This is a genomic window from Saccharopolyspora erythraea, assembly GCF_018141105.1.
GTDB lineage: Bacteria > Actinomycetota > Actinomycetes > Mycobacteriales > Pseudonocardiaceae > Saccharopolyspora_D > Saccharopolyspora_D erythraea_A.
Map to the genome: position 1 here is coordinate 4,774,276 of NZ_CP054839.1, position 14,678 is coordinate 4,788,953.

Here is a 14,678-nt window from a genome sequence, read left to right on the forward strand (position 1 = left end):
GGACAGCCGCCGGGACCCGCCCCGGCCACGCCTGGCGCGAAGATCAACCGAACGGACCAATGCACCGGACGGCCTGTTGACATCGGGGCAACAGCACTCCAGCGTTGACGGGGTTTCAGCAGTCCGCCGCGCCGGTCCGCGCCAGGGAGGAAACCGCATTGCCCGCAGCAGAACGAGTCCGCGAAGCCGTCGAGGGCAAGACCATCCCCGGGCTCCTGCGGCGCAACGCCCACCGGTTCGCCGAGCTGCCCGCGCTGACCGCTGGCAACGGGGCCGAGGCCACCACGCTGACGTGGGCCGGGCTGCGGGAGGAGGTCGCCGCGCTGACCCGCGGGCTCCAGGGGCTCGGCCTGCAACGTGGCGACCGGATGCTGATCTCGATGTCGCACCGCCCCGAGCACTGGGTCGCCGACCTGGCGGCGGCGCACGTGGGCGCCGTCTCCTGCACCACCTACGACACGCTGAGCAGCGAGCAGTTGCGCTTCCTCGCCGAGCACAGCGCGGCGGCGGTCGTGGTGGTCGAAGGTCCGCAGCAGTGGGACCGGTGGCGGCCGGTGGTCGACGATCTGCCCGCCCTGCGCGGGATCGTGGTACTGGACGAGCAGATCATCCCCGATGGCGACGAGCGCTTCGTCGGCTACGCGGAGCTGCGCGGTGGTGGAGCGGACCCGGACTTCGCCGCCGAGTTCGAGGAGCTGACCGAGGCCGCCATCCCCGACGCGCCGCTGTCGATGGTCTACACATCGGGCACCACCGGCGAGCCGAAGGGCGTGGTGCTCTCGCACCGCAACGTCATCCACGAGTCGCTGACGCTGGACGAACTCGCTCCGTTGCCGGAGCACCCGCGCTCGGTCTCCTACCTGCCGCTGGCCCACATCGCCGAACGGGTCCTCGGCATCTACCGGCCGATCTGCGGGGCCGGGCACGTGACGATCTGCGCCGCGCAGGCAGAGCTCGTGCCCACGCTCGTGGCCGCCCGGCCGCACAGCTTCTTCGGCGTGCCCCGGGTGTGGGAGAAACTCGCCGCCGGGTTGCAGGCCAAGCTCGACGCCCTGCCCGCCGACCAGCGCGCCGCGCTCGACGAAGCCCGCGAACTCTCGCTGCGGGTGCTGCGGCAGCGCGGCCAGGGGGCCGAGGTGCCCGCCGAACTCGAAGCGCGGCGCCAGGAGCTCGACGAAGCCCTCCTGCTCCCCATCCGCGCGGCCATCGGGCTCGACGCCTCCCTGCGCAGCTACAGCGGCGCGGCCCCCATCCCGATCGCCGTGCTCGAGCTCCTCGCAGGCATCGGGCTTCCCGTGTACGAGGTGTGGGGACTCAGCGAGACCTCCGGCGCCTCGACGGTCACCACCGGCGACACGTTCACCCTCGGCGGAGTCGGGCGCGCGCTGCCGGGCATCGAGGTCGCCACGGCCGAGGACGGTGAGCTGCTGGTGCGCGGACCGGTGGTGTTCCTCGGATACCTGCGCCCCGACGGCGGAGTGGAGGACGGCACCGACGAGGACGGCTGGTTCCACACCGGCGACATCGGGGTCGTCGACGAGCGCGGCGTCGTCACCATCACCGACCGCAAGAAGGAGCTCATCATCACCGCCGGCGGCAAGAACATCGCGCCGGCCAGGGTGGAGGCGATGCTGCGGGCGCATCCTCTGGTCGCCCAGGCCGTCGCCGTCGGGGACCGCCGCCCCTACCTGACGGCGCTGGTCGTGCTGGACGAGGAGGCCGCGCCCGCCTGGGCCAAGACGCGCGGTATCGGCACCGTCGACCTCGCCGAGCTGGCTGAGCACCCGGACGTGCTCGCCGAGCTCGACACCCTGGTCGACCGGGCCAACCAGGTGCTCGCCCGGGTCGAGCAGATCAAGAAGTACCGCGTGCTGCGGCACCCGTGGACGGCGGAGTCCGGCGAGCTGACGCCCAAGCTGAGCCTGCGCCGCCGGGTCGTCGCCGAGCGCTACGCCGCCGAGATCGACCGGATGTACGCCTGACACCGCCGTCCTGGTGACCCCGAGCGCGCGGCCGGCCTCCGGTGGCCGCCCGCGAGAACGCGTCCACCCGGCCGGCGCAGCACCCGACCCGATCAGAGCTGTTGTCAAGCAGCCAACAGTTCGGACGCCGAAACTCCCTGATATGCAAGGATATTCGCAACCGCGCACTCGCACCTGATCCGGTTGTTGACACACCGGCAACCGAGCCGCGACAGTGGATGGATGAGCACCGAGCCCGCACCGCAGCGGCGCCGGCTGGAGCCGGACCAGCGCCGTTCGCAGATCCTGGCGGTCGCGCGGAGGCTCTTCGGCCGGGCCAGCTACTCCTCGGTGTCCACAACGGACATCGCGCGGGAGGCCGGGGTGGCCCGGGCACTGATCAACCACTACTTCGGCAGCAAGCGCGAGCTCTACCTGGAGGTCGTGCGGCAGATGGTGGTGGTGCCCGGCTCGGTCGCCCAGCACCTGCCCCGCACCACCGCCGAGGAACGCGTCTCGATCCTGGTCGACCGCTGGCTGGACGTGGTCGACCGCGACAAGGAGCTGTGGCTTTCGGTCATCGGTTCCGAGGCCATCGGCCGCGACGAGGACATCGAGCGCATCGTGCTGGAGTCCGACGAGATCGCGACCGACAACGTCCTGCTGGCCGCGATGATGACCGACGTCACCGAGGGCCGCGAGGAGCTGCGAGCGATGATCCGCGCCTTCGGCAGCATGCTCAAGGCCGCTTCGCGGGAGTGGCTGGTGCGGGGCACCCTCAGCCGCGGCGACCTGCACGTGATGCTCACCCAGTCCGCCCTGCACCTGCTGGGCACCGTCTACCCGGCCGTGTGCCGGCTCGGCCCCGTTCCCCGCGACCTGGAGGCAGCCGGGTCGTAACCGGCGGGTCCGGCGCTCGTTCCACGACGTGACGGGTAGCGCCACGGGAAGACCCGCACCCCATGGTGCGGGCCAACGCCGGCACCGCAAGGTGCCAGTTGCTCCGAGCCGACGCGGTTTTCCGCCGGCGCGGCGGAAAACCAGTCGCCTTCGCCGTCCGCCGTTGCTAGTTTGCCGCGCGTGGTGCGATCAGCGACCAGGACGCTCCGGGTGACCACGCGCAACGCCGCGTTCCAGCGGTGGCGCGCCCTGCTGGACAGCCGGAGCAAGCGGCATCGGCTCGGCGAGTTCCTGGTGCACGGCGTGCGTCCGATCAGCCTGGCTGCCGCGTCCGGATGGCCGCTGAAGGCGCTTCTGCGACGCTGCGGCGGAGTTTCCGAGTGGGCCGCGGAAATCTCGCGGACGGCCGACGTCGAAATCCACTACGAACTGGCACCGGAGCTGATGGCCGAGCTCGGCGACAAGTCCGAGCCGCCCGAACTGATCGCGGTGGCCGCCATCCGGTCCGGCTCGGCGCGACCAGTCCCCACGACGCCCGACATGCTCGTCGTGGCCTTCGACCGTCCTGGCAGTCCGGGGAACCTGGGGACGGTGATCCGCTCCGCCGACGCGCTCGGGGCGAGCGGTGTCGTCGTGACCGGGCACGCGGCCGACCTCCACGACCCGCGAACGCTGCGCGCCACCACGGGATCGTTCTTCAGCACGCCCACCGCGCACGCAGACTCCGCCGCCCAGGCGGTCCGGTGGGTCGACGACGTCCGCCGCGGCGGCGTCCCGCTGCGCATCGTCGGGTTGAGCGAGGACGGCACGCGCGAGCTTGCCGCCTACGACCTGCGCGGCCCGACCGTGCTGGTCGTCGGCAACGAGGCCACCGGACTCAGCCGCGGATGGACCGAGGCGTGCGACGACGTCGCGCGGATCCGCATGGTCGGATCGGCCAGCTCGCTCAACGCCGCCGCGTCGGCCTCCATCGCGCTCTACGAGGCCGCGCGGCAGCGCACCTGGACCCGCGGCGGCGTGGTCGGCACTCCGCTATAGCCCGTAGGACTTCCCGATGATGTCGCGCTGGATCTCGCTCGTGCCGCCGTACACAGTGGACACCACGGTCGAGCGCAGCAGCGACTCCATGCCGTACTCGGTGGCGTAGCCGTAGCCGCCCATCATCTGCATGCCTTCCAGCGCGACGTGCTTGGCCAGCTCGGTGCACTTGAGCTTGGCCATCGACGCCTCCCTCGGGAACAGCACACCCGGGTTGGCGTCGATGGTGCGGGCGACGTCGTCCACGAGCAGGCGTGCGCACTCCAGCTCGGTGGCCATGTCGGCGATCCGGTGCCGCAGCGCCTGGAACGTGCCGACCGGCCTGCCGAACTGCTCGCGCTGGGCGACGTAGGAGACCGTGTCGTCGAAGGCGCGCCGCGCGGTGCCGAGCATCAGGGCGGCCAGGATCATCCGCTCCAGGTTCAGCCCGGACACGAGCTGGCTCCACCCGGCACCGACGGTGCCGACCACCGCGTCGTCGGGCAGGAAGCAGTCGGTGAAGTACAGGTCGTTGACCTCCCGGCCGCCCATCGTGTCGATTCCGCTGATCCGCAGCCCGTCCGCGCCGGTGGGCACCATGAACTGCGTCAGTCCGTCGTGCTTGGTGCCCTCGCCCGACGTCCTGGCCACCAGCAGCACGTGGTCGGCGATGTGGGCGTTGGAGCACCACGTCTTCTGCCCGTTGACCACCCAGCCGCCCGGCCGCCGCTCGGCGCGGCAGCGCAGCGCGGCGACGTCGGAACCCGCGCCCGGCTCCGACATCGAGATCGCCTCGACGCGTCCGCGGACCACTCCCGAGAGCACTTCGCGCTTCTGCGGCTCGCTGCCGAACTTCTCGTACGCGGCCGCGGAGATGATCGTGGTGGCGAATCCCGAGATCGGAGCGCGGCCGTAGGCGGTCTCCTCCAGGAACAGGCACAGCTCCGCCATGCCGCGACCGGCACCGCCGTAGTCCTGCGGGATCGACACGCCCAGCCATCCCAGCTCGGCCATCCTGGCGTAGAGCTCCCGGCTGTGCGGATGGCGCCCGTGCCCGGTCAGGGCGTCGCGCTGCTGCTTCGTGCCGCACTCGCGGCGGCAGAACTCGCCGACCGCGTCGACGAAGTCCCGCTGCTCGTCGGTGAGCGCTCGTGGCATGGGGCCTCCCGGGATCAGCTCGTGACGACCGGCACCAGGTGGGCGCGGGCGAAGGCACGCGTGCGTCCGTCGTCGGACTCCGGTATGCAACCGGTGGGGGTCAGCATCATCGAGTGCGCCAGGCGGACGAACACCTCGGCGACCGGTTCCGGGTCGAACCCGCGCAACCGCCCGGCGCTCTGGTGACCGCGCAGCTTCTCGGCCAGGTAGCCGCGGGCGACGGCCAGCACCCCGCCCCAGTCGGCGGTGAGCGCGGGCAGCCAGTCGTCCGGCTCGACGGCCATCAGCCGGTTCAGCAGCGAGTGCCGCCGCAGCCCGCCGACCACGGCCACGTAGCACTCGACGACCTGCTCCGCCGGGTCGGTGATGTGGTCGACGCGCTCGTCCAGCCACCGCACGAAGCGGCGCATCTCCCGCAGCAGGACCGCTTCGACCACGGCGTCCTTGTCCGGGTAGCGCCGGTAGATGGTCGCGCGGCCGAGCCCGGCCCGGCGGGCGATGTCGTTCATCGTGGTCCGCCGGATCCCGACGTCCACGAACGCGGCCAGCGCCGCGTCGAGGACCACGCCCCCGACGTCGCTGTCCGGCTCGGCCAGCAGGACCCGGTGGTCGCCGGCGTTCATCGGGCGGCCGGACATCGGGGCTCGGCGTCGTCGGGACCCGCGCTCTGCCGGGCCAGGTGGCGGTGGAAGGACTCGGGACCGAGGTCGGAGAGGGCGTAGCCGTCCGGGTAGGTCAGCGGATCGGGTGCCACCGGCCGCGAGTCCGGGCGGGCCGGTCCCATCCGCACGATGCCGGCGCGCAGCTTCAGCGCCAGGCCGGCGAGCCGCCGGGCCCGCGCGGAGGGCTCCGGGAAGCCGAACGCCGTCAACAGATGGGGCTCCATCAGCAGGTGGGCCGCGTCGCTCACCGCGCCCGCGAGCGCCTTCGGGTACCAGGAGCCGAACAGCTCGAGCGTGGCCTGCGCGACCCGCGTACCGCCCGGGTCGCGGCCGAAGTTGTCCCGCTCGTAGTCGTCGAACAGCCGCGCGAACTCCTCGTAGGTCTCGGGGATCTCGCTGATGCGCATCCCCTCGCCCATTCCGCGCATCACGTTGGTGACCGCCCGGACCTCGACCGGGTGCAGCCTGCGCCAGCCGTAGGCCTCGATCCAGCGGACCGGCATCACGACGAACGTCGACAGCGTGTAGCGGTAGTCGTCGTCGCTGATCCGGAATCGGCCGTGGATGCGGTTGAGCCACTCCAGCGCCGCCTTGCCCTTCGCGCTGGAGGGACCGTTGTGCAGGATCTCGAACAGGATCAGCACGGTGTCGTCGTAGCGCTTCTGCGGGCACCTGGCGAACTCCCCGGTGCGGTCCAGCAGACGCCCGATGCTCGGCACCGCGTAGGTGCGGAACAGCGCCATCTCCAGCGACTTGGTGACGTCCCACGGGAACTCGTACTCGGCGAGCAGCCGGTAGATCGACTCGCAGTCGCGGTCGGGGTCCATGGCCAGAATCCGCTCCAGCCGGGCGAACCGCTTCATGTGGCACCTCGTCTCGGGCGCTGGTCGATGCAACGGACGGTAGTCACCCGCGAGACACCAGGTCAACACACGTCTCACCGTCTCGCCCGAGCGGACCAACCTCGCCGCCGGCACCGGTAGCGGCCGCCCGTGCCGGGCTCGATGATCGTCCACCGCCGCCTGGAGCCGTCGCGGCCCGGTGAAAACGATCACTCGTGGGACGGATGCGCGCCCGGCGTTCCGCTGCGGTCAGGGGGCTGTCAATACCATTTCTCCCTACCGCGCAAGGCGTTTTCGCGCCCTGCTCGCGCGCAAGCGTCTCTTCCCACCGCACCGGACCCCGCCGGCCGATGCGCAGGCCGGACACTGTTCCGTCCACTTCGCACCGGAATCTGCCGCGGACGCATCCGGTTCCGCAGCCACGAGAAGGAGCACACCACCTGCCCGAGACGGGTTTCGGCGAGACGCTGGCCGCGGTCGCCCGGCTGCTGCCTCCCGGCGGCACGTTCGTCTTCGACCTCTACGGCCACGGGTTCTTCGAGCGCTTCTACGGCTCGGCGGAGCGGCAGGTGGTCGCCGTGGAGCTGGAGGACGTCTCCTGCATCTGGACCTTCACCGCTCCCCCGTCCCGGGCGCACTTCGACATGCTCCACAGCCAGTTCCTGCGCACCCCGGACGCGGCCGCCGACACCTACACCATGACTCGGGAGCGGCACCGCTTCCACGAGCACACCCACACGACCGTGCGGCGCCTGGCGACCGAAGCCGGGTTCAGCTCCGCCGAGGTCCACGACAACTGGACACCCCGCCCGTCCACACCGGAGTCGATGTACGACACGTGGACGCTGACCCGCGGGGTCTGACGGGCGCCACCACGGGAACGGGCACCGCGCCGGCCAGGTGCGGTGCCCCGGATCATTCGAATCGGGTGACGAAGCGGCGCTGCCAAGGGGTTTCCACGGCGCGGCGCGCGTAGTGCTCGCGAACGTAGGCGACCGCTTCCGCGCCGGGCACGCCGTCGAGCACGGCGAGGCAGGCCAGCGCCGTGCCGGTCCGCCCGATGCCACCTCCGCACGCGAGCTCGACGCGCTCGGTCTCCGCGCGGTGCCACGCCTCCCGGAACGCGTCGGCGGCGTCGGCCCGGTCAGCCGGAAGCCGGAAGTCCGGCCAGCGAACCCACCGGGACTCCCACGACACCGCGGGCGGCTGCTTGCCGAGCAGGTAGAGCCCGTAAGTGGGTTCGGGCCCCGTCGGCGGGGTACGGCGCAGGCCGCGACCCCGGACGAGCCGCCCGGAGGGCAGGCGCAGCACGCCCGGCGCCGAAGAGTTCCAGAGCTCGATCACGACGCCAGCCTAGACGCCGCGCGCCAGCGGTTTCACGGACGCGCGCACCGGATCTCCCGCCCCTTCCGCGCTGATCAGGCCGTTGACCAAGCACGTTCGGGACCATTCGATCGGGTGATAGCGTTACCAGGTGGCGCTGAAGCACGCACTCCTGGCCGCTCTGCTGGAAGGCGAGGCGTCCGGCTACGACCTGGCCAAGCAGTTCGACGTATCGGTCGCCAACTTCTGGTCCGCCACGCCGCAGCAGCTCTACCGCGAGCTGGAGCGCCTGGCCGAAGACGGCCTGGTGGCCGCGCGGGTGGTACGTCAGGAGCGACGGCCCGACAAGCGGCTGTTCACGCTCACCGACGAGGGCAGGCGGCAGCTGGCCGCGTTCACCGCGCGGCAGCCCAGGCCCACGGCGATCCGCGACGAACTGCTGGTCAAGCTCCAAGCCGTGGACGCAGGCGACCGTGACGCGGTCCGCACCTTCGTCCAGGAGCGCGTCGAGCTGGCACGCACCAAGCTCACCCGCTACGACCGGCTGCGCGAGCAGTTGCTGGACGGCCGGTCCGAGGACGACTACCTGCGCAGCGCCGATCGGATCGGGCCCTACCTCACCCTGATGCGGGGCAGGTCCTTCGAGGAGGACAACCTCCGCTGGGGCGAGCAGGTGTTGCGGATCCTGGCCGAGCGGGCCGACGCCGGCGCCGAGCGGGTCGACGTCGGCAGTGCCCGCTGAGGCGCACGCCTCTCCTTTCGGAGCGTGTCGTCGACCGCAGCCGTGCTCGCTCGTCGCTTCGGCGGACCCGCGCCCTGACCACAGCGGCCGCGCTCACCAGTTCCGCGCTTCGCGCAGGAGCACGTCGCGGACCAGAGTGACGTGCGGGTGCTCGGTCGCCCCGCTGCGTTGCACGAGGAACGCCGTGTTGATCGGCGGATCGTCGGGCTCGAGCAGTGGCACGAGCGCGCCGGAGCGGATTCCGGCGGCGCACAGGTAGCGCGGCAGCACGGTGATGCCCGCCCCGGCTTCGACCGCCGCCTGCACGCCGCGCAGGTCAGGCATCACGATGGCGGCCTGACCGGTCAGCCGCGCCCCGAAGACGTGCCGCCAGTAGCGGCGGGCGATCGGCAGGTCCTCGGCGTAGGTGACCAGCGGCGCCTCGCCCAGCGGCGCGGGGTCTCCGGCTTGGACCGCACCGATGCGCGCCGCCCAGGACGGCGCCGCCACGAGCACGAACTCCTCGTCCATCAGCGCGACGGCGGACACGCTGCGGCCGCGTGGCCGGATGGCGGAGACGACCAGGTCGGCCTGCCCGGCGCGCAGCCCGTCCAGCAGGTCGTCGGCGAGCCCGGTGGTCACCCGCAGGCGCACGCCCTGCCGCACGAGCGGTGCGAGGGCGGGCATCACCCGGGCGCACAGCAGCTCAGCCGGGCCTGCCAGGTGCACCGGCTCGGCGGGTGCGCCGGCTCCGGGGCGGCCGCGCTCGGCCACCGCCGCCAGCTCGTCGAGCGGCGCGGCGACCTCGGCGGCCAGCTCGGTGGCCACCGGGGTGCTGGCCACGCCGCGCGGCAGGCGTTCGAACAAGCGCCGACCCATCCGCTGCTCCAGCGCGCGGACCTGGCTGGTCACGGTCGGCTGCGAGAGCCCGAGCAGCCCGGCCGCCGCGGTGAAGGACCCGGCGCGGTGCACGGCGAGGAAGGTCCGGAGCAGTCCGAGGTCCAGCGGCCCGCCCGCGGCGACCTCGGAGCGATCAGGATTCCTATGGGACATAGAGACAACTCTATTGGCAGGGTGATGGGGAGCGCGCCTAGCGTCGGAGTCGGCGCCACCCGGCGGACCGCACGGCCCGCCGACCGGCGCTGTCAGCACAGCCGAGACCCGAGGGAAACTTCCGCGACATGGCCAAGATCTTGTTCGTGATGACCGGTGCCGACCACTGGACGCTGGCGGACGGCACCTTGCACCCGACCGGCTTCTGGGCCGAGGAGGCCGTGGCGCCGTACGAGGCGTTCAAGGCCGCGGGCCACGAGATCGTGGTCGCTACACCGGGCGGCGTGGTGCCGCCCGTGGACGAGACCAGCCTGGCGCCCGAGTCCAACGGCGGTCAGGAGGGCGCCGACCGGATCGCGAGCGCGCTCGCCGGCATGACCGAGCTCAAGCAGCCGATCAAGCTCGGCGATGTCGAGCTGTCCGACTACGCGGCGGTGTTCTACCCCGGCGGCCACGGGCCGATGGAGGACCTCGCGGTCGACGCCGACTCCGGCGCTCTGCTGACCCGCGCGCTCGACTCGGGCAAGCCGCTCGGCGTGGTGTGCCACGCGCCGGCCGCGCTGCTCGCCGCCAGGAACGGCGACGGCGCCTCCCCGTTCTCCGGGTACCGGTTGACCGGCTTCACCAACGCCGAGGAGAAGCAGGCCGGGCTCGCCGACAAGGCCGCGTGGCTGCTCCAGGACCGGCTGGTGGAGATCGGCGCGGACTTCCAGGAAGGCGAGCCGTGGGCCGCCCACGTCGTGGCCGACCGCAACCTGTTCACCGGCCAGAACCCGGCCTCGTCGGCTCCCCTGGCGGCAGAGATCAACAAGCAGCTGGGCTGACCTCCCGGCGGGCGTCCGGTCGGCCGGGCGCCCGCCGATGGTCAGCTGCCCCAGCGCACGGCGGCCGCGGCGGCGAAGTCACCGGTGTGCGCGAACCCGGCGAGCACCACCAGCGATCCGCTCCGGACAGTCCCGTCGCGAAGCGCCCGGTCCAGCGTGACGGGGATGCCCGCGCCGAACAGGTTGCCGCAGTCGTCGAAGGTGTCCGGGTGCCGTCGCGGGTCGAGCCCCAGCGCGTCGCGCCAGGCGCGCAGGAACGCCCGGTTGGGCTGGTTGGTCACGAGCGTGTCGATGTCGGCGGCCGGCACGCCCACCTCCGCGCACAGCTTCATGACGATCTCGGGCACGAGGCGCTTGCCGTTGGTCACCGCTTCCCTGACGCCGGACTCGGTGAAGTTGACGCGGAGCTGCCCCGCTCCCGGCTCCCAGTACTTGCGGCCGTCGTCGGACTCCAGGCGCATGTGCCCGGCGAGCTCGGCCGCGTGGTGGGTCTCGACGTGCAGGACCGGGGACTCGGCCGACGCCGTCAGCAGCGCGACACCTGCCCCGTCCCCCGGGATCGCCGCCTGGGGCAGCCCGCGGACGTCGGACTGCACGAAGATCTGTCCGCTGAGGTTGGCGACGTTGCAGACCAGTGCGGACTCCGCCGCCCCGGAGCCGAGGAACCGGCGCGCGAGCTTGAGCATGTAGACGAACGAGGCGCAGCCTGTGTTGTGCAGGTCGATGACCCATTCCGGGTCGGCGCCCAGCCGGTGCGCCAGCTCGCCGCCGCAACCGTGGATCGGGTTGTCCAGCAACGCGGTCTGGGTGATGAGCACGTCGATGTCGCGGACGGCGGACCGCCCGTGCCGCGCAACCAGCCCCGCGCAGGCGCGTTCGAGCATGTCCGCCGCGGTCTCGTCCGCGGCCACCCGGTGCCGGAACAGCGGCGGCTCGAACATGGCGCCCGGGGCGGACTCGACGTGGCCGGTGGGGACCCGCAGTGCCGGCAGATAGCTGGAGACGTCGAGCAGGCTCACCGGCCTCATGTCCCCACCCCTCGACGGCCTGCGACCGCACGGGCCGAGGCGAGCTGCGAGTTCACCGCTGGCACGGGATCATCCCCTCCCTCAGGAAAGCGGCGACCGGGGGCATCTCGTCGGCGTCGCAGTCGACGGAGATGAACGCGGGCCCGGGCGCGGACCCGGTCGCCACGAGAGCGTCGGCCAGCTCCAGCGCGGTCGTGGCGTTGCGCGCCTCCAGGCTCGGGAACATCGCGTTGACCCCGGCCGCGATGCTGGTGCCCGCGAACCGGTTGTAGCTGTACCGGCCGCCGTAGTGCAGTTGTTCGCGCGTCACGCACATGGCGTGGGCGTTGTTGTTCAGCACGATGAAGGTGATCGGCAACCCGTGCTCGACCGCGGTGTGCACTTCCAGGCCATGCATGTAGAAAGCGCCGTCCCCGGCGATCACGAAGGTCCGCGCCACGTCGGCGGAGTCGGCGAAGCTCGCGCCGATCGCGGCCCCGAAGGTGTAGCCCATGCCGCCCATGCCCATCGCCACGACGAACCGCCCGCCCCGCGGCACCGCCAGGTGGTGGATCGCCGCCGCACCGCAGTTGCCCGCATCGACGAAAACCCGCGCACCCCGCGGCAGCGCCGCCTCGATGACCGCCATCGCCTCCACGTAGCCGATACCGCCGCCCGCGGGCCGGGCTCCCGGATAGCGCTCGACTCCCGACGGCTGCCGGGCCTGGCGCGCCGGAGGGCCGCTCAACCGGTGGGTCAGCGCTCGCAGCGTCGGCGCCAGGTCGCCGGGCAGCACGATCGACCCGACGTGCGGACGCTCCCTGGAGACCGCCACCACCGGTCTGCCTGCGAGCAGGTGGTCGAGGCCGTCCCGCGCGACAACGGGCAGACGGGTTCCCACCAGCAGGCATGCCGAGGACTCGCGCAGCGCACGGGTGACGGTCGGATGCCCCATGACACCGGAGACACCGACGAAACGCGGGTCGCCGTTGTCGAAGGCGTCCTTGCCGTCCGGCGCCACCGCCACTCGCGCGTCGAGCGCGTCGACCAGCCGTGCCAGGTCTTCGCGGGCACCGCGGCGCGCCACGTCGTCACCGGCGATGACGAGCACGCCACCGGCCCGGCGGGCCGCCTCCAGCACGCCCACCGCACGCGGCAGCTCGCGGTTGTGCGGCGCGACCTCCGCTCTGGGGCGGGGCAGTCCGGCGCAGCCGGTGACCCGGGCCTGCTGCACGTCCTTGGGCAGCAGGAGCACGGCCGGTCCGCCGGGCGGGGCCAGTGCGGCCTCGATCGCCTCCGCCAGCCGGTGCTGGAGGTCGTGGGGGGCGTCGAGACGGGCGCAATACCGCGCCACCGCACCGAAAACCGCTTCGGCGTCGAGGCAGCCGGGCGCACCGCTGGTGTCCTGGAACGCCCCACGGCCCTCGATCCCGGTGGCCGGCTGCCCGACCAGCGCCAGCACCGGCACCCGCGACGCGAACGACTCGCCGAGCGCGGGCACCAGGTTCAGCGCGCCTCCGCCCGAGGTCGCCGCGACCACGCCGAGCCCGCCGGTGAGGCGCGCGTGCCCGTCGGCCATGGCTGCCGCGGAGAACTCGTGCTTGGCCAGCACGCCGGTCACCGCCGGGCTGGCGTGCAGCGCGTCGTAGAGGTCCTCGATGTTGGCGCCGCCGACTCCGAAGACGTGGCTCACCCCGGCCGCGGCCAGGCCGCGCACCAGGACGTCCACCGAGCGGGGAGCGCCGTGCGCGGCCCTGCCGCCGCCGGTGCTGGATCGCACCGCGAATGACCTGTCCACGCCCCTCCCCCGTCGTGCTGTGCTGCCGGGCTCCCGTCGCCGATCAGACGGGAGCCGTCCGCGTTGCCGCCCCGGTCCAGTGGCCGACCGCAACCAGCTCCTCCAGCGCCGGGACGATGTCGTGCGGGCTGGGCGTGGCCGCGACCTCCTCCGCCAGCCGACCGGCGTTCGCGGCGAACGAGGGCTCGTCGACGAGCCTGCCGAGCTGCTCGCGCAACAGCCGCGGACCGAGTTCCTCCGGCAGACAGGTGATTCCCGCGCCCTGCTCGGCCAGTGCCGCCGCAAGCTGGCGTTCGTCCCAGATCGCGGTGGGGACCACCAGTTGGGGCACCGCGTGCACCAGCGCGGTGTTCATCGTGCCCGCGCCGCCGTGGTGGACGATCGCGGAGCAGGTCGGCAGCAGAGCGTCGAGCGGAACGAAGTCGACCAGCCGGACGTTGGCCGGAACCGGAACCCGACCGAGCTGGTCGGCGGTCAGCGTCGCGACGACCTCGGCGTCGAGGGTGGAGACCGCTTCCAGGAGATCTTCCACCGGGAGGTCGTAGGCGGCCATGCCGGGCACGTGCGAACCGTCACGCACCTGCGAACGGCCCGACATTCCCAGGGTGAGGCAGACCCGCGTGCGGGCCGGCGGCTCGCGCAGCCAGTCCGGGACCGCCGAAGGCCCGTGGTAGGGCACCGGCCGCATCGGCAGCCGGACCAGGTCGAGGTCCGGGCTCATCCAGGACGGCAGCGGGTCGATGGTCAGCTGGCCGACCACGGCCTGCTCGTCGAAGTCGCACCCGAACCGCGCGAGCTTTCCGCCGAGCCAGTCGGCGACCGGGTCACCGGTCACCTCCGGAGCGTCCGGCGAATCGAGCAACAGAGCACGCAGCCGGGCGAGGTTGTCGACGCCGCTGAGCAGCCTCGCGTGCGCGGTGCCGGTCGCCTTCGCCACCACCGGCCCGGCGTAGGTGAGCGCGTCCCACACCACCAGGTCCGGCCGCCACCACCGGGTGAACGCGGCGAGGTCGCGCAGGAGGGCGTCCGGCATCAGCGCGTCGAGGGCGAGCGGGGCGTGGATGTAGGTGGTGAACAGCCCGCGCAGATACCGCGGGGTCAGCACCTCCGGCCGTTGCTCGGCTATGTCGAAGCCGGAGGCGTAGACGGTGTCCTCGAAGGACACCTCGGCGTGCCGGGCCGCGAAGTCGAGCTCGGCACCGACCGGTACCGCCGTGAGCCCCGCCTGCTGGATCGCGCGCGCCGTTTCCGGCTGCCCGGCCACGCGGACCTCGTGCCCGGCCGCGCGCAGCGCCCACGCCAGCGGCGCCAGGAGGTGCAGGTGCGAGGGGATCGGGAAGGTCGTGAACAGCACGCGCACGGTGGCTCACCTCGCCCGTTGGGCCGACGGCCGGGGCTCCGCCGTCGTTCTG

General features: G+C 72.5%; 14 protein-coding genes. 6 read left to right on the forward strand and 8 right to left on the reverse strand.

Annotation, left to right across the window (positions count from 1 at the left end; all coding sequences use genetic code 11):
• Positions 1-158: 158 nt before the first annotated feature.
• The 3 genes from HUO13_RS21510 to HUO13_RS21520 all read left to right on the forward strand — a co-directional run bounded on the left by HUO13_RS21510 (position 159) and on the right by HUO13_RS21520 (position 3,899).
• A complete protein-coding gene (locus tag HUO13_RS21510) occupies positions 159-1,982 on the forward strand; it encodes an AMP-dependent synthetase/ligase (protein ID WP_211896913.1) in 1,824 nt (607 codons plus the stop codon).
• 222 nt (positions 1,983-2,204) lie between these two features.
• Positions 2,205-2,861: a TetR/AcrR family transcriptional regulator gene (locus tag HUO13_RS21515; protein ID WP_211896914.1), complete on the forward strand. Its 657-nt coding sequence runs from the start codon at positions 2,205-2,207 to the stop codon at positions 2,859-2,861.
• Between the two features lie 180 nt (positions 2,862-3,041).
• On the forward strand, positions 3,042-3,899 hold the full coding sequence (locus HUO13_RS21520; RefSeq protein WP_249123924.1) for a TrmH family RNA methyltransferase: 858 nt from the start codon (positions 3,042-3,044) through the stop codon (positions 3,897-3,899).
• Here HUO13_RS21520 and HUO13_RS21525 read toward each other — a convergent pair.
• The 3 genes from HUO13_RS21525 to HUO13_RS21535 are packed head-to-tail and all read right to left on the reverse strand — an operon-like array spanning position 3,894 to position 6,561.
• The gene (locus HUO13_RS21525) at positions 3,894-5,036 is read right to left on the reverse strand and encodes an acyl-CoA dehydrogenase family protein (RefSeq protein WP_211896915.1); all 1,143 of its coding nucleotides are present in this window, start codon (positions 5,034-5,036) and stop codon (positions 3,894-3,896) included. The two genes, HUO13_RS21520 and HUO13_RS21525, sit on opposite strands and share 6 nt — an antisense overlap.
• Before the next feature lie 14 nt (positions 5,037-5,050).
• The gene (locus tag HUO13_RS21530) at positions 5,051-5,659 is read right to left on the reverse strand and encodes a TetR/AcrR family transcriptional regulator (RefSeq protein WP_249123925.1); all 609 of its coding nucleotides are present in this window, start codon (positions 5,657-5,659) and stop codon (positions 5,051-5,053) included.
• The gene (locus HUO13_RS21535) at positions 5,656-6,561 is read right to left on the reverse strand and encodes an oxygenase MpaB family protein (protein WP_211896917.1); all 906 of its coding nucleotides are present in this window, start codon (positions 6,559-6,561) and stop codon (positions 5,656-5,658) included. The genes HUO13_RS21530 and HUO13_RS21535 overlap by 4 nt, the downstream gene beginning before the upstream one ends.
• Before the next feature lie 329 nt (positions 6,562-6,890).
• Between HUO13_RS21535 and HUO13_RS21540 the strand changes: the two genes are divergently transcribed.
• A complete protein-coding gene (locus tag HUO13_RS21540; protein ID WP_249123926.1) occupies positions 6,891-7,403 on the forward strand; it encodes a hypothetical protein in 513 nt (170 codons plus the stop codon).
• A gap of 52 nt (positions 7,404-7,455) precedes the next feature.
• On the opposite strand, the gene HUO13_RS21545 is transcribed toward HUO13_RS21540, so the two are convergent.
• Entirely contained in the window at positions 7,456-7,884 is a 429-nt protein-coding gene (locus HUO13_RS21545; RefSeq protein ID WP_211896918.1) for a protein-tyrosine phosphatase family protein, read from the reverse strand.
• 130 nt (positions 7,885-8,014) lie between these two features.
• Here HUO13_RS21545 and HUO13_RS21550 point away from each other — a divergent pair, with 130 nt between their 5' ends.
• On the forward strand, positions 8,015-8,605 hold the full coding sequence (locus HUO13_RS21550) for a PadR family transcriptional regulator (RefSeq protein ID WP_211896919.1): 591 nt from the start codon (positions 8,015-8,017) through the stop codon (positions 8,603-8,605).
• Positions 8,606-8,698: 93 nt separating this feature from the next.
• Here the strand turns inward: HUO13_RS21550 and HUO13_RS21555 are convergent, their stop codons facing one another.
• A complete protein-coding gene (locus HUO13_RS21555) occupies positions 8,699-9,637 on the reverse strand; it encodes a LysR family transcriptional regulator (RefSeq protein ID WP_211896920.1) in 939 nt (312 codons plus the stop codon).
• Between the two features lie 128 nt (positions 9,638-9,765).
• On the opposite strand from HUO13_RS21555, the gene HUO13_RS21560 reads away from it, so the two are divergent.
• Positions 9,766-10,461, forward strand: a complete 696-nt coding sequence (locus HUO13_RS21560; RefSeq protein ID WP_211896921.1) for a type 1 glutamine amidotransferase domain-containing protein — start codon at positions 9,766-9,768, stop codon at positions 10,459-10,461.
• A 41-nt stretch (positions 10,462-10,502) separates the two neighbouring features.
• Here the strand turns inward: HUO13_RS21560 and HUO13_RS21565 are convergent, their stop codons facing one another.
• The 3 genes from HUO13_RS21565 to HUO13_RS21575 are packed head-to-tail and all read right to left on the reverse strand — an operon-like array spanning position 10,503 to position 14,626.
• The gene (locus HUO13_RS21565; protein WP_211896922.1) at positions 10,503-11,489 is read right to left on the reverse strand and encodes a 3-oxoacyl-ACP synthase III family protein; all 987 of its coding nucleotides are present in this window, start codon (positions 11,487-11,489) and stop codon (positions 10,503-10,505) included.
• A 52-nt stretch (positions 11,490-11,541) separates the two neighbouring features.
• Entirely contained in the window at positions 11,542-13,266 is a 1,725-nt protein-coding gene (locus tag HUO13_RS21570; RefSeq protein WP_211896923.1) for a thiamine pyrophosphate-binding protein, read from the reverse strand.
• 43 nt (positions 13,267-13,309) lie between these two features.
• Complete coding sequence (locus HUO13_RS21575; protein ID WP_211896924.1) at positions 13,310-14,626, reverse strand: activator-dependent family glycosyltransferase; 1,317 nt, start codon at positions 14,624-14,626, stop codon at positions 13,310-13,312.
• Between the last annotated feature and the right edge of the window lie 52 nt (positions 14,627-14,678).

Excerpts from the sequence above, each read along its gene's own strand:
- HUO13_RS21515 (WP_211896914.1), top strand. The coding sequence starts at position 2,205 with ATGAGCACCGAGCCCGCACCGCAGCGGCGCCGGCTGGAGCCGGACCAG.
- HUO13_RS21525 (WP_211896915.1), bottom strand. The coding sequence starts at position 5,036 with ATGCCACGAGCGCTCACCGACGAGCAGCGGGACTTCGTCGACGCGGTC.
- HUO13_RS21530 (WP_249123925.1), bottom strand. The coding sequence starts at position 5,659 with ATGAACGCCGGCGACCACCGGGTCCTGCTGGCCGAGCCGGACAGCGAC.
- HUO13_RS21535 (WP_211896917.1), bottom strand. The coding sequence starts at position 6,561 with ATGAAGCGGTTCGCCCGGCTGGAGCGGATTCTGGCCATGGACCCCGAC.
- HUO13_RS21540 (WP_249123926.1), top strand. The coding sequence starts at position 6,891 with ATGCGCAGGCCGGACACTGTTCCGTCCACTTCGCACCGGAATCTGCCG.
- HUO13_RS21555 (WP_211896920.1), bottom strand. The coding sequence starts at position 9,637 with ATGTCCCATAGGAATCCTGATCGCTCCGAGGTCGCCGCGGGCGGGCCG.
- HUO13_RS21560 (WP_211896921.1), top strand. The coding sequence starts at position 9,766 with ATGGCCAAGATCTTGTTCGTGATGACCGGTGCCGACCACTGGACGCTG.
- HUO13_RS21565 (WP_211896922.1), bottom strand. The coding sequence starts at position 11,489 with ATGAGGCCGGTGAGCCTGCTCGACGTCTCCAGCTATCTGCCGGCACTG.